General features: G+C 69.2%; 12 protein-coding genes. 10 read left to right on the top strand and 2 right to left on the bottom strand.

Annotated elements, in window-relative coordinates:
* Nucleotides 1–686 (top strand): ATP-binding cassette domain-containing protein (locus H9X80_RS08305; protein WP_204793876.1); only part of this gene is annotated, 686 nt, incomplete at its 5' end.
* 120 nt (nt 687–806) lie between these two features.
* Here H9X80_RS08305 and H9X80_RS08300 read toward each other — a convergent pair.
* Nucleotides 807–1,250: a hypothetical protein gene (locus H9X80_RS08300; RefSeq protein WP_204793875.1), complete on the bottom strand. Its 444-nt coding sequence runs from the start codon at nt 1,248–1,250 to the stop codon at nt 807–809.
* A gap of 43 nt (nt 1,251–1,293) precedes the next feature.
* Between H9X80_RS08300 and H9X80_RS08295 the strand changes: the two genes are divergently transcribed.
* The gene (locus H9X80_RS08295) at nt 1,294–2,052 is read left to right on the top strand and encodes an ECF transporter S component (RefSeq protein ID WP_204793874.1); all 759 of its coding nucleotides are present in this window, start codon (nt 1,294–1,296) and stop codon (nt 2,050–2,052) included.
* 376 nt (nt 2,053–2,428) lie between these two features.
* Nucleotides 2,429–3,229 (top strand): YebC/PmpR family DNA-binding transcriptional regulator, encoded by an 801-nt coding sequence (locus H9X80_RS08290; protein WP_087352563.1) that lies wholly within the window; start codon nt 2,429–2,431, stop codon nt 3,227–3,229.
* Between the two features lie 645 nt (nt 3,230–3,874).
* On the opposite strand, the gene H9X80_RS08285 is transcribed toward H9X80_RS08290, so the two are convergent.
* Nucleotides 3,875–4,132, bottom strand: a complete 258-nt coding sequence (locus H9X80_RS08285) for a hypothetical protein (RefSeq protein WP_204793873.1) — start codon at nt 4,130–4,132, stop codon at nt 3,875–3,877.
* A gap of 127 nt (nt 4,133–4,259) precedes the next feature.
* On the opposite strand from H9X80_RS08285, the gene H9X80_RS08280 reads away from it, so the two are divergent.
* The 7 genes from H9X80_RS08280 to H9X80_RS08250 all read left to right on the top strand — a co-directional run bounded on the left by H9X80_RS08280 (nt 4,260) and on the right by H9X80_RS08250 (nt 13,253).
* Entirely contained in the window at nt 4,260–5,564 is a 1,305-nt protein-coding gene (locus H9X80_RS08280) for a PLP-dependent aminotransferase family protein (RefSeq protein ID WP_204793872.1), read from the top strand.
* Nucleotides 5,565–5,700: 136 nt separating this feature from the next.
* Complete coding sequence (locus H9X80_RS08275; RefSeq protein WP_204793871.1) at nt 5,701–6,582, top strand: tetratricopeptide repeat protein; 882 nt, start codon at nt 5,701–5,703, stop codon at nt 6,580–6,582.
* Between the two features lie 25 nt (nt 6,583–6,607).
* Nucleotides 6,608–6,928, top strand: coding sequence for an STAS domain-containing protein (locus H9X80_RS08270; RefSeq protein WP_204793870.1), 321 nt, complete (start codon nt 6,608–6,610; stop codon nt 6,926–6,928).
* A 27-nt stretch (nt 6,929–6,955) separates the two neighbouring features.
* Nucleotides 6,956–7,663, top strand: a complete 708-nt coding sequence (locus H9X80_RS08265) for a twin-arginine translocase TatA/TatE family subunit (protein ID WP_204793869.1) — start codon at nt 6,956–6,958, stop codon at nt 7,661–7,663.
* Nucleotides 7,664–7,666: 3 nt separating this feature from the next.
* Entirely contained in the window at nt 7,667–8,455 is a 789-nt protein-coding gene (gene tatC, locus H9X80_RS08260; protein ID WP_204793868.1) for a twin-arginine translocase subunit TatC, read from the top strand.
* Between the two features lie 11 nt (nt 8,456–8,466).
* Complete coding sequence (locus H9X80_RS08255; protein ID WP_204793867.1) at nt 8,467–11,001, top strand: DNA topoisomerase I; 2,535 nt, start codon at nt 8,467–8,469, stop codon at nt 10,999–11,001.
* A gap of 398 nt (nt 11,002–11,399) precedes the next feature.
* Entirely contained in the window at nt 11,400–13,253 is a 1,854-nt protein-coding gene (locus H9X80_RS08250; protein WP_204793866.1) for a glycoside hydrolase family 2 protein, read from the top strand.
* Nucleotides 13,254–13,514: the final 261 nt, after the last annotated feature.

Here is a 13,514-nt window from a genome sequence, read left to right as displayed (position 1 = left end):
CGCCCAGCCCCGTCCCGCCAGGCGAGAAGGACCTGCTGCGCGCGGACAACCTCTGGCTGCGCTACGCGCGTGACGGCCGCTGGGTGCTCCGCGGCCTCGACCTCGCGGTTGCCGCCGGCGAGGTGCGCGCCCTCGTGGGGTCGAACGGCTGCGGCAAGTCAACCCTGCTCGGCGCCCTCGCCGGGACGCTGCGGGCCCAGCGCGGGCGCGTGCGCAACGCCGCCGCGGACGCGCAGGCGCTGCTGCCGCAGAGCCCGCGCGCGCTGCTCGCCTGCGAGACGGTGGCCCAGGAGCTCACGGAGTGGCGGCGCGGGGGAGGCTACGGCGCGGCCGAGGTGGAGGCCGCCCTGGGGCGCACGGGCCTTGCGAGCGCCGCCGAGCGCCACCCCTACGACCTCTCCGGCGGCCAGCAGCAGCTCCTTGCCCTGGAGAAGCTCCTGCTGCTGCGCCCGCGCCTGCTGCTGCTCGACGAGCCGACCAAGGGGCTCGACGACGCCTTCCGTGCCCGCGTGGCCGCCCGCGTGGCCGCCGCCCGCGACGCGGGGGCGACGGTGGTGGTGGCCACGCACGACCTCGGCTTCGTCCGGGCCGTGGCGGACACGGTCTCGCTTCTGTTTGACGGTGAGGTGGCCGTCACCGAGCCCACGGCCACCTTCTTCGAGCGCTCCTGGCTCTATCGCGCCTGAGCGTCTGCCTGCGGGTCCTTCTCGCCTGAGTGCCTCCGCCCCAGGTTTCCCTTGCCTGGTCGCCCCTGCCGTCAGGTTCCTCTCGCCGTGTGCCACGGGGCCGCGACGTGCGGGCCTGGCCTAGAACAGCAGGAACGCCTCGGTCGTGGCCAGCTCGTCCTCGCTCAGCTCGTCGAGGTCGAAGTCGTCCTCGAGGTCGTCCTCGTAGTCATCGTGGTCGTGGTCGTCGTCGCCCCAGGCGTAGGCGTTGACGGTGTCGTCGACCTCGTCCACCACGGGCAGCGCGCTCGTGATGCTGCACAGGCCGTTCATCGCCGGGACGATCTTCTGCCACTGGCAGATCACGGGCTCCTCCGGCACGCCCTCGAGCTCGGTGAGGGAGTCCAGGAAGATCTCGTGCGCGCCGTCCAGCAGGTCCGAGCTGCGGCGCACCTTCTGCAGGTAGGTGGCGAACTTGTCCATGGCCTCGTCGGCGTCGGCCGCCTCCACGACGCAGGGCATGAGGCAGTAGTTGTCCTTGCTGTCCGAGTCGTCGTTGTAGCTGAAGTTTCCTATGTACAGCATGGGTGCCTCCTTGTGCCGTCGTCGCTATGGCAAACTGGTACCCATGATTGAGCGCACGCAAACACACCCGTTCCCCGAGCGGCCGGGCAGCCGTCCCGGCGGGGCGGCCCCCGTCTCGCGCCCCTCCCGCGTGCTGGCGGCGCTCGAGGTGCCGGCGCTCCTCGCGGTGCCGGCGGCGATGGTCGCCCTGGCGGCGCTCGGCGTGTCCGCCGCGGCCGGTCTCACGCTGGCGGTGGCGCTGCTCGCCCTGGCGCTGCTCCTGGCGAGCTTCGAGGCGTCGCGGCCGGCGCTTCGCCAGCTCATGCCGACGGCGGTGCTCGCCGCCGTGGCGGCCGCGGGGCGCGTGCTCTTCTCGCCGCTGCCGGACGTGAAGCCCGTCTCGGCCATCGCCATCGTGGCGGGGGCGGCCCTCGGGCGGCGGAGCGGATTTGTGGTGGGCGCGATGGCGGCGCTCACGTCTAACCTCTTCTTTGGGCAGGGCCCATGGACGCCCTGGCAGATGTACGCATGGGGGCTCGTGGGCTACGTGGGGGGCCTGCTCGCCGAGCACGGAGCGCTCCGGCGCCCGGCGGTGCTCTACGGGTGGGGCCTTGTCTCCGGCATCGTCTACGGGCTCGTCCTCAACGGCTATTACGTGCTCGGCTACGTGCAGCCGCTCACCTGGCCGGCGGTGCTTGCCGCGTGCGCGGCCTCCCTGCCGCTCGACGTGACGCACGGCCTCGCCACGTGCGCGTTCCTTGCCGCCATCTGGCTGCCGTGGGGGCGCGCCATCCGACGCGTGGTTGCCAAGTACGAGCTCTAGGCGCCCGCGCCCCTCGCCGTCGGCTACGTGCCCGCCCGAGGGTACGTACACTGTTGCAGCCTCAATGGTCTTCGCGTCAGCCCTTCTACCTGCGGAAACGTTAGCCGACACGGCGAGAAGGACCACGAAAGGTGTACGTACCCTCAACACATGCCCCCGACGCACGCCCCGTGGCGGCGCCCCGCGACGACGCGGCGAGAAGGACCTCAGAGGGCGCGCGCCCTCGGGCAAACGGTGTTCGCCACGACGGCGGACGTGCATCCCCCTTTACAACGACCCTGCGCTTCGCTATCGTAGGCATGTTTCATGCCATGAGTTCGTTCGAGGGGCCCCGCGCGCGTCGGCACGCCACGGGCGGGGCAAGAAGGAGATGTACATGTCCGGACACTCTAAGTGGGCAACCACCAAGCACAAGAAGGCCGCGATCGACGCCAAGCGCTCGTCGCTGTTCTCCAAGCTCTCCCGTAACATCACCGTCGCGGCCAAGCTCGGCGGCGACCCCAACCCGGACAACAACGCGACGCTCGCCGCCGCCGTGGCCCGTGCCCGCATGGTCTCCATGCCCAACGCCAAGATCAAGGCCGCCATCGACAAGGCCTTCGGCTCCGGCGCCGATGCCGCCAACTACGCCGAGATCACCTACGAGGGCTACGGCCCCGCCGGCGTGGCCGTCTACGTCGACTGCCTGACCGACAACAAGAACCGCACCGCCGCCGACGTGCGCTCCGCCTTCTCCCACTCGGGCGGCTCGCTCGGCACCTCCGGCTCCGTTGCGTTCCAGTTTGAGCGCAAGGGCTCCATCGCCGTGGAGAAGGTCATCAAGTCCGAGGACAAGAAGGTGGCCGACCGCGAGAACGCCGTGGACGAGGACGAGTTCATGATGGCCGTGGCCGAGGCCGGCGGCGAGGACTACGAGGACGCCGGCGAGGAGTGGATCGTCTGGACCGCCTACGACAAGATGCAGGACGTCCAGAAGGGCCTCGAGGCCCAGGGCATCGAGGTCAAGGGCTCCGAGCTCACCATGGTCCCCACCACGCCGACCGACGTCTCCGTGGCTGACGCCAAGAAGGTCCAGCGCCTCGTCGACCGCCTCGACGAGCTGGAGGACGTCCAGAACGTCTACCACACCATGAACGTCACCGACGAGATCGCGGAGGCGCTGGCCGAGGACGAGTAGGCCGCTCCTGCAAGAGGTTCCCGTGACAGGCGGCGTCTGGGGCTGACCCGGGCGCCGCCTTTCTGTGTGCGGCCTTGCGCGGCGCGCGGCCCAGCCCCTCCGTGTTCGTCGGCCGACGTATGCGAGAGGGCCCCACCGTTCTTCTCGGCGGTTATTCCGGATGCTTTGAGGAGCGGGGCTGACGCGCCGTATGGACGATGGTGCTTAGAGAATTGCGGACGATGCGGCGTTGGGGCGGGGGAGCGCTTTGAAACACGAGGCTGTTGCATCGCTCCCGTCAGCCTGGCTTTGAAAAATGGGGTTGTTGCGTCGTCTGGACGGCGAGGCGCTTAGAAAATTGCGGCCAGAGCGCCCGGCGAGAAGAACGTGCGCGAAACGACCGACAATCTCAAAGCAGTTTTCCGGCACCGGCCGCAACGTCCGCGCATCTCTAAGCGACGCCCGGCCCTGAACGTGCAACAACCCTCATTTTGAAAGCGGCATCCCGCCGCGCGGCTGCATCGACCGGCAATTTGAAAGCGGGGCATGGCTGCCGGGGCGCAACAGCCCGCAATCCGAAAGCGGGGCATGGCTGCTGGGGCGCAACAGCCCGCAATCCAAAAGCGCGTCCTGCGCCCGACCCCCGCGCGGCGCCCCTGCCCCGAGCTACTCCACCGTCCCGTACACCGCGCCCCACCCATGGGCGACAAGGATGGAGTTCAGCTGGTCGCAGAGGCGCTGGCGGGTGTAGGTGCGCGAGGGGAGCGCCTCCACCACCTCGGCAAGGTCGGCGCACAGGTCGAAGATCTCCGCGCGGGCCACCACGTCGAGCTTGGAGCAGGTGGCCGCCGACGAGATCCCCGGCGCAAAGAGCGTGTCCACCAGGCGCTGGAGCTCGCCAAAGTCCTCGCTGCGAAAGTCCATCGGTCCTCCTCGCCAGCCTCGCGCGGCCGTGTAAGCGCTTGTTTTCCAGACGAACATGGTAGCAGCCCGCCCGCGGTTTGCATCTATACTATGCGAGACCAACCGCGGGAACCCAAGGAGGAGAACCATGCCCACCGGACCCACCACGACCGCCTACCAGAAGATGACCGACGCCGAGCTTGACGCCGCCCTGGCCGAGCTCGAGTCCCAGGCCAACGACCTGCGCGCCCTCAACCTCAAGCTCGACATGGCCCGCGGCAAGCCGAGCCCGGAGCAGACCGCGCTCTCCAAGCCGATGCTCGACCTGCTGACCAGCAGCTCCGACCTCTCCGACCAGGGCGTCGACGCCGACAACTACGGCGCGCCCGACGGCCTGCCCTCCGCGCGCGCCCTTGCGGCGGAGATCCTCGGCGTGGACGCGGCCAACGTCTCCGTCATCGGCTCCTCGAGCCTCAACCTCATGTACGACTGCGTGGAGAACGCCTACGTCCACGGCATCGGCGGCAACGCGCCCTGGTGCCAGCAGGGCGAGGTCAAGTTCCTCTGCCCAGCCCCTGGCTACGACCGCCACTTCACCGTCACGGAGAGCTTTGGCATCAAGAACGTCCCCGTGCCGATGCGCGAGGACGGCCCGGACATGGACGTGGTCCGCGAGTACGTGGAGCACGACGCAACGGTCAAGGGCATCTGGTGCGTGCCCAAGTACGCCAACCCCACCGGCATCACCTACTCCGACGAGGTCGTGCGCGCGTTCGCGGCGCTCACGCCGGCCGCGCCCGACTTCCGCATCTTCTGGGACAACGCGTACTGCGTCCACACCTTCGCGGGTGAGGGCGACCACCTGCTCAACATCTTCGACGTGCTTGCGGAGCAGGGCGGCGAGAAGAACCTCGTGTACGAGTTCGCCTCTACGGCCAAGGTGACCTTCCCGAGCTCCGGCATGGCGTGGGTCACGGCCTCCCCGGCCGACATGGCCGAGCTGCGCCATGCCTTCTCCGCCATGCGCGTCTCCCCGGAGAAGATCTCTCAGCTTGCCCACGTGCGCTTCCTGAAGGACGCCGCGGGCGTGGCCGAGCAAATGAAGAAGCACGCCGCCATCGTGGCCCCGCGCTTCGAGCTCGTGGAGCGCAAGCTCACCGAGGGCCTCGGCGGGCTGGACGTGGCCAGCTGGACGCACCCCACGGGCGGCTACTTCGTCTCCTTCGAGGGGCCGCAGGGCTCGGCCAAGGCCATCGTGAAGCTGACCGGCGAGCTTGGCGTCAAGCTCACGGCGGCGGGCGCCCCCTGGCCCTACGGCGACGACCCGGCGGACACCAACATCCGCATCGCGCCGACCTATCCCACGCTCGAGGAGCTCGGCCAGGCGCTCGACGTCTTCGTGGTGGCCGTCAAGCTTGTGGCGGCCCGCCTTGCCAAGGCGGAGCGTGCGTAGGCCTTGCGAAGGGCCCTCAGATTTTTGTTATTCTCGCCACGTGCGGCCCTGCCCACTTTGCGGGCGGGGCTCCGTGGCATATTCTTAGAGTTTGCGGGCACGCGGCCCGCAGGCGAGCATGAAGGGTGTCATCCGAATGGCTAAGACGCAAAAGGCCAAGGCCAAGCCGAGGGCAAAGGCCGGCCAGGCCGGGTCCCAGCAGGCCAAGAAGACCCGCAGGCCGGGGGAGCTCTCGCGCTTCCAGAAGATCGTCGTCGTCATCTTCATCGTGGTCTTTGCGCTCTCCACGCTTGCCGGCGCGCTCGCCTCGGTGTTCCAGTCCCAGAACCAGTCGGTTGAGTACAACGTGGACTACATCGACAGCCAGTTCGAGGGCACGGTGGCCGATCTTGAGAACACGGTCAGCCAGAACCCCGAGGACTCGGCGTCCCTGCTCCAGCTTGCCAACAACTACTACTCGTGGGGCACCTACGTGAGCGCGCTTGCCACCACCGACGACGAGACCTCCCACGGCCTCGACCTGTTCTCCAAGGCCGTCGACGCCTACGACCGCTACCTGGCGCTCGCCGGAGACGACACCTCCTCTGACGACGTCAACGGCGCCCGCGTGAGCCGTGCGATGTGCCTCTACTACCAGGGGGAGACCTCCGACGCGCTCTCCGCGCTCGAGGAGCTCACGCAGAGCTCCGAGGACTTCTCGTACGCGCCGGCGTGGGCCGACCTCGGCCTGCTCTACGAGCGCGAGGGCTCCACGGACGAGGCCATCGCCGCCTACCAGCGCGCCATCGAGTGCGACCCGGACGACGAGGCCGGCGCCAAGAGCTACGCGGAGGGCCGTCTCGAGGCGCTGCAGCCGAGCGACGACTCCGCGAGCGACGACGGCTCGGCCGACGCTGACGGCGCCGCCACCACCGGCTCCACCGACGACTCCGGCTCCGCCGACGCCGCGGACGGATCCGCCTCCGGCGCCGAGAGCCTTTCCGAAGACCTGTCCGACGCTGCGGGCACCGGCCTCTAGCCGCCCCGCCCGAAAGGAAGAAGCGATGAGCCTTTCCATTACCGTCAGCACCGACGCCGCGCAGGACGCGAGCGTCGTCGCCGTGAGCGGCGAGGTCGACGTCTCCAACGCCGACCAGCTCCGCTCCGCAATCGACACGTGCCTCGGCGAGGGCGCGCCCGCCGTCGTGGTCGACCTCTCCGAGGTCCCCTACATCGACTCGACGGGCATCGGCGTCCTGGTAGGCGCTGCGCACCACGCTGCCGAGAAGAACGTCCGCTTTGAGGTCGCCCGTCCGCAGAAGAACGTGGCGCGCGTGCTCGGGCTTCTCGGCGTGTCGGCGGACCTCAACGTCCGCGAGGCCTAGGCAGACCCCAGAGGAGGTAGGCACCAAGTGTTTGGCATAGGAGAGACCGAGCTCGTCCTCATCGTGCTCTTTGCGTTCATGATCTTCGGCCCGGACAAGCTGCCGGGCATGGGCAGGACCCTGGGCCGCGCGCTGCGCCAGTTCAGGAACGCCCAGGAGGGCTTCACCCAGGTCGTCCAGACCGAGATCGTCGACCCGGCGGCCGAGGCCATGAGCGACAGCCCCAAGCGCCCCAACCGCAAGCGCTCCGTCGAGTTCGAGGAGGACGCAGACATCGACGCTCCCGAGGGCGAGGACGGCGAGGCCGCGCGCCCCAAGCGCACCGAGACTTTCGCCGAGCGCAAGAAGCGCCTCGCCGAGGAGAAGGCCGCCCGCGAGCGCGCGGAGAAGGAGGCCGCGGCCGCCGAGAAGAACGACGAGCCCGCCGACTCTGACGCCCCCGAGGGCGCTCCCGCCGAGGCGGGGACCGAGGCCGCCGCGCCGCAGGGCGCACCCGAGAAGCCCGCAAAGCCCTCCCTCGCCGACCTCTACGCGATGACCCCCGCTACCGCCAGCACTGCCGCCGGGACCGACGAGGCCGAGGCCTCTAGCGCGATCGCTCGCGCCGTTTCCGTCGGGGATTCCCCCGTTGCGAGTCACGAAGTGAGCGAGGAGCGCAGCGACGAGCGCCGAGCAGACGGGGGAATCCCCGACGGAAACGGCGCTTCTGCGACCGATGTTGAGAAGGAGGCCTAAGCCATGCCGATCGGACCCGCACGCATGCCCATCATGGATCACCTCGGCGAGCTGCGCCGTCGCCTCACCATCGTGGTGGTCTCCGTCATCGTCTGTGCCGTCATCGTCTACTTTGCCACGCCCACGCTGATCGAGCTCATGATCGGCCAGATCCGCGAGGCCATGCGCGGTGGCGACCTCTACGTCTTCACCGCGCTCGGCGGCTTCACCATCCGCTTCAAGGTCGCGCTGTTCTTCTCGGTGATCATCTGCTGCCCGATCATCATCTGGGAGGTCATGGCGTTCTTCCTGCCGGCGCTCAAGCCCAAGGAGCGCCGCTGGGTGGTGCCGACCGTCGCCGCGATGGTGGCCCTGTTCTTCCTGGGCATGATCTTCTGCTTCTTCGTTATCCAGCCGGCGGCCTTCGGCTGGCTGCTCGACCAGACCTTCGAGTTCGCCCAGTCGATGGCCAACGCCGAGGACTACCTCAACATCTACATGCTGCTTGAGATCGGCTTCGGCATCGCCTTCCAGCTGCCGCTCGTGATCTTCTACCTCTCGATCCTCCACCTCGTGCCGTACAGCACCTTCCGCTCGCAGTGGCGCATCATCTACGTGGCCCTCATGATTCTCTCTGCCGTGGTCACGCCCGACGCCTCGCCGGTCACGATGATTCTCATGTTCGCGGTTCTTATCGCCCTCTACGAGGTGGCCCTGGCCGTGGCGCGCTACATCATCATCGCGCGTGACGGCAAGCAGGCCCTCAAGTGGACGCGCGAGGACTACGAGCAGCACGAGTTCGACCAGCTCTAGGCGGTGGTTGCGTGAGGCTCATCGTCACCGAGAAAAACGACGCCGCCCAGCAGATCGCGCGGCTGCTCTCCACCTCAGGCAAGCCCAAGGCCGACAAGGTCTACAACACGCCGGTCTACCGCTTCACCTGGGACGGGGAGGACTGCGTGACCATCGGTCTGCGCGGCCACATCCTCAAGGTGGACTTCCCCGTCCAGCTGACCTTCGACCCGGAGGCCGGCTGGCAGGGCGTCACGGCCGACGGCGAGCTGCTGCCGGCCGACGTACCGGACGGCCTGGAGCGCCCGCCCTACAAGTCCAAGCGCAAGCCCTACCTGGCCAACGGCATCGACCTCAAGGGCTGGAAGATTGCGAGCCTGCCCTACCTGGTGTGGGCGCCCATCGAGAAGCTCCCCGCCGAGAAGGAGATCATCCGCGCGCTCAAGAACCTCGCCAAGAAGGCCGACAGCGTCATCATCGGCACGGACTTCGACCGCGAGGGCGAGCTCATCGGCTCCGACGCGCTGCGCCAGATCCGCGAGGTGGCGCCGGACGTGCCCGTGAGCCGCGCACGCTACTCCGCGTTCACCCGCGCCGAGATCGACCACGCCTTCACGAACCTCGTGGAGCTCGACCAGGACCTCGCCGACGCCGGCGAGTCCCGCCAGTACATCGACCTCATCTGGGGCGCCGTGCTCACGCGCTACCTCACGGCGGCGCGCTGGAGCGGCCTGGGCAACGTGCGCTCGGCCGGTCGCGTGCAGACGCCGACGCTGGCGCTTGTGGTGGAGCGCGAACGCGAGCGCCTGGCCTTCAAGCCGGAGGACTACTGGGTCATCCAGGGCCAGGCCGAGAAGCCCGGCGACGCCGCGGGCCCGTTCAAGATCACGCACGCCACCTCCCGCTTCTGGGACCAGACTGAGGCCCAGACCGCGTTTGGCCACGTGGAGGGCGCCGACCACGGCACCGTGACGGCCGTCGAGCGCAAGCGCCGCACGCAGCGCCCGCCCGCGCCGTTTAACACTACCTCGCTCCAGGCGGCCGCGGCCGCCGAGGGCCTCTCGCCGGCGCGCACGATGCGCCTGGCCGAGAGCCTCTACATGGACGGCCTCATCTCCTACCCGCGCGTGGACAACACCGTCTATCCCAAGTCGCTCGACCTGCGCGACTGCGTACGCATGCTCTCCACCGTGCCCGCCTACGGCACGGTCTGCCACGAGCTGCTCAAGCAGGAGAAGCTCACCGCCACCCGCGGCAAGCAGGAGACCACCGACCACCCGCCGATCTACCCCACCGCGCCCGCGGACCCGGACAAGCTCCAGCCCGCCGCGTGGAAGCTCTACAACCTCATTGCGCGGCGCTTCCTGGCCACGCTCATGGGGCCGGCCACCATCGAGGGCACCAAGGTCACCATCGACGTGGCCGGCGAGTCGTTCACGGTCTCCGGCAGCGTGCTTGTGGACCCCGGCTTCCGCGCCGCCTATCCCTACGGCCTCAAGAAGGACGACCAGCTCCCGGTCCTTGCCGAGGGCGACGTGGTGGGCGTCGAGGGCATGGAGCTGCTTGCCAAGCAGACCGAGCCGCCCGCCCGTTACAGCCAGGGCAAGCTCATCCAGGAGATGGAGAAGCGCGGGCTCGGCACCAAGTCCACGCGCGCGAGCATCATCGACACGCTCTACCAGCGTCGCTACTTCAAGAACGACCCGGTGGAGCCAAGCCAGCTGGGCATGGCCATCATCGACGCGCTCACACAGTACGCCCCGCGCATCACGAGCCCGGACATGACCGCCGAGCTCGAGGACGACATGACCAAGGTCGCCGAGGGCACCGACACCCAGGAGCAGGTGGTCAACCACTCCCGCGCGCTGCTGGCGGGTCTCATGGACGCCCTGGTGGAGCACACCGACGACCTCTCCGAGCAGATCGCCGACGCGGTGACGGCCGACGCCAAGATTGGCGTGTGCCCCAAGTGCGGCAAGGACCTCGTGGTCAAGACCTCCGCCAAGACGCGCGGCAGCTTCGTGGGCTGCATGGGCTGGCCGGACTGCGACGTCACCTACCCGCTGCCGCAGGGCAAGATCTCCGCGCTGGAGGGAGAGGCGGCCGTGTGCCCGGAGTGCGGGGCACCGCGCGTGAAGGTGCAGCCGTTCCGCAGCCGCGCGTACGAGACCTGCGTGAACCCGGCCTGCCCCACCAACCGGGAGCCGGACGTGGACGTGGGGGAGTGCCCCGCGTGCCACGAGGCCGGGCGCTCCGGGCGCCTGGTGGCGCACAAGTCCGAGAAGAGCGGCAAGCGCTTCATCCGCTGCACCAACTACGACGAGTGCGGGACGAGCTACCCGCTGCCCGCCCGCGGAAAGCTCGAGGCCACGGGCGAGACCTGCCCGGACTGCGGCGCGCCGCTCGTGGTGGTGACCACGGCCCGCGGTCCCTGGAAGCTCTGCCCCAACATGAGCTGCCCCGGCCGCGAGAAGAAGGCCACCGCCAAGGCCGCGCCCGGCCGCGGGCGAGCCAGCGGCGTGCGCAGGGGCGGCGAGAGCAAGGCCGCTCCCAAGAAGAAGTCCTAGCGTAGGCGAGAAGGACGCGCGGCTTGCGGGTCGCACGTTCTTCTCGCCGTTCGGCGGGCCGCCCCATGCCCCGTTGGTCCCGCCAGAGGCCCCGTCGCGCCCTGCCTCAGGCCTTGCTCGCCTTGCCCGGGCCAGCCTCAAGCTCCACCGCGCCCACTCCAGGCCAACTATGAGGTTTTGGGATAACGCACGTTTAGAGCGGGATGGGCCTGTTGCCACAAAATCTCAAAAAGCGTGCCATGGGACGACAGCCTGAGGCCCGCGATGGCAGCCTGGCGCCCACGGCGACGAATCCACGCGCCGGGAACGGCAGGCGCAACCCGGTCACCTGGGCCGCCCCGCACGCGCGATTGCCGTCTGCGCCACAATGGGCACGATGGCAAAGGATGGAGGTGCCCATGCTGGACCTGAGACGCGTGCTTGCAAGCAAGCCCAAGCCCCCGCAGGACGTAGAACTGACCGAGCTCTGGACTCCGTGGGGAGAGGAGATCGTGTCCGGCGAGAAGGACCTCACCTCGGCCTTCGCCTCCCACCCCAACCCGCAGATGGAGCGCGCCGCGTGGACCTCGCTCGACGGCACGTGGGAGTGCGCGTTCGTGAGCGCTCCGGACGCCGCTCGCGCCTGGCGCACGGCCACGCCGCCGGAGCGCGACTGGCAGCCCATCCGCGTGCCCTTCTCGCCCGAGGCCCCGCTCTCCGGCGTGGGTCGGCAGCTCCGGCCCGACGAGCTGCTCTGGTACCGGCGCGCGTTCGAACCGCCCGCGCTCGGGGCGGGCGAGCGGCTCCTGGTGCACTTCGAGGCGGTGGACTGGGCGTGCTCGGTCTACGTCAACGGAGTGCCTGTCTGCGATCATACGGGCGGCTACCTGCCCTTCTTCGCGGACGTCACCGACGCCCTGCGCCCGGGCCCCGGCGCCAACCATCTCGCCCTGTGCGTCTTTGACCCGAGCGACGCGGGCACGCAGCTGCGCGGCAAGCAGCGCTTAGCGCGTGGGGGCATCTGGTACACGGCGCAGAGCGGCATCTGGCAGGAAGTGTGGTGCGAGGTCGTGCCCGCCACGCACGTGAGCGCGCTGTCGGTGGACGCGCGGCTCTGCGAGGACGGGTCCGGGGCGCTGGTCCTTCTCGCCCGCGTGGTGGGGGAGGGCACGCTGATCGCGCGGCTGAGCGACGGTGGCCGCGAGGTCGCGCGCGCCTCCGTCCGGAGCCAGGGGGCGCGCGAGGTCCGCCTGGGGCTTGCGCTGCCCGACGCCCGTCCCTGGAAGCCGAGCGACCCCCACCTCTATGACATCGAGCTGACCTTTGGCTCCGACCGGCTGCGCAGCTACTGTGGTTTTCGTCGCGTGGAGCTGCGCACGGGAGAGGATGGGGCCGCGCGCGTGAGCCTCAACCGCCGGCCGATCTTTCTGCGCGGCGTGCTCGACCAGGGCTACTGGCCCGATGGCCTCATGACCGCGCCCGCCGAGGCGGCCCTCGCCCACGACATCCTCGCCGCGCGCGGGATGGGCTTCAACTTGCTGCGCATGCATCTCAAGGTGGAGTCGCGGCGCTTTTATGCGCTGTGCGATCGTCTGGGGATCCTCGTGTGGCAGGACATGGTCTCGGGCGGCGGCGCGTACGGTGCCTGGCACACGAGCTACAAGCCCACGCTCTTTCGAGCGAGCTGGTCGCTGACGTCCGACAGGGGGCCGGGCGCCGCCCGCAGGCTCGCCGCGGACGACCCCGCCTATCGCCGCGAGTGGCGCGAGAGCTGCGCGGAGACGGTCCGGCTGCTCCGGGGACACCCGAGCGTGGTGGGCTGGACGCTGTTCAACGAGGGCTGGGGGCAGTTCGACGCCCGCGCGGCCTGCGACGACGTGCGCGCGCTCGACCCCACGCGCCTGGTCAGCGCCGCGAGCGGCTGGTACGACCAGCTCTGCGGGGACGTCTTCAGCGTGCACAACTACTTCCGGCCGCTCGAGGTGTGGCGCGACCCCGCCCGCGAGCGGCGTGCGTTCGTGATCTCGGAGTTTGGCGGCGTGAGCTGGTCGGTGCCGGACCACGTGAGCCTCGCGACGTCGTATGGCTACGACGCCGCGGAGAGCGGCGAGCAGTTCGCGTGCGAGGCGCGCGCCCTGCTGGACCAGGCGCTGTCGCTGCGCGAGTCCGGCCTCGCGGGGTTTGTCTACACGCAGCTCAGCGACGTGGAGGAGGAGACCAACGGGCTTCTCACCTACGACCGGCGCGTGAACAAGCTGGCGGCGGGGGAGTAGAAGCCATCTAGTGCGCCGAAGTTTCTGCGCGGTGGGCCCTGCGATGCGATGTGCGCGGGTGGGGCGCCCCTTTGTCATGCGTATTCCTAGGATAGTTGCTGTGACAAGGGAGCCGAAACACAAGCTGATGCTAGCCCAGCTGGGTCCCAACGCCACAGGCATCTGTTGGATCTCGAGAAAGGATTCACCATGAAGGTCATCTCACCTCAATTACTTTGGAGGCGAGCCTCTTCTTAACAAGAAGGCGCTTTGCGCTATAGA

The sequence above is a fragment of the Olsenella profusa genome (genome assembly GCF_016900315.1).
Classification (GTDB): Bacteria; Actinomycetota; Coriobacteriia; order Coriobacteriales; family Atopobiaceae; genus Thermophilibacter; species Thermophilibacter profusus_A.
This window is presented reverse-complemented; position numbering and strand designations above follow the sequence as displayed.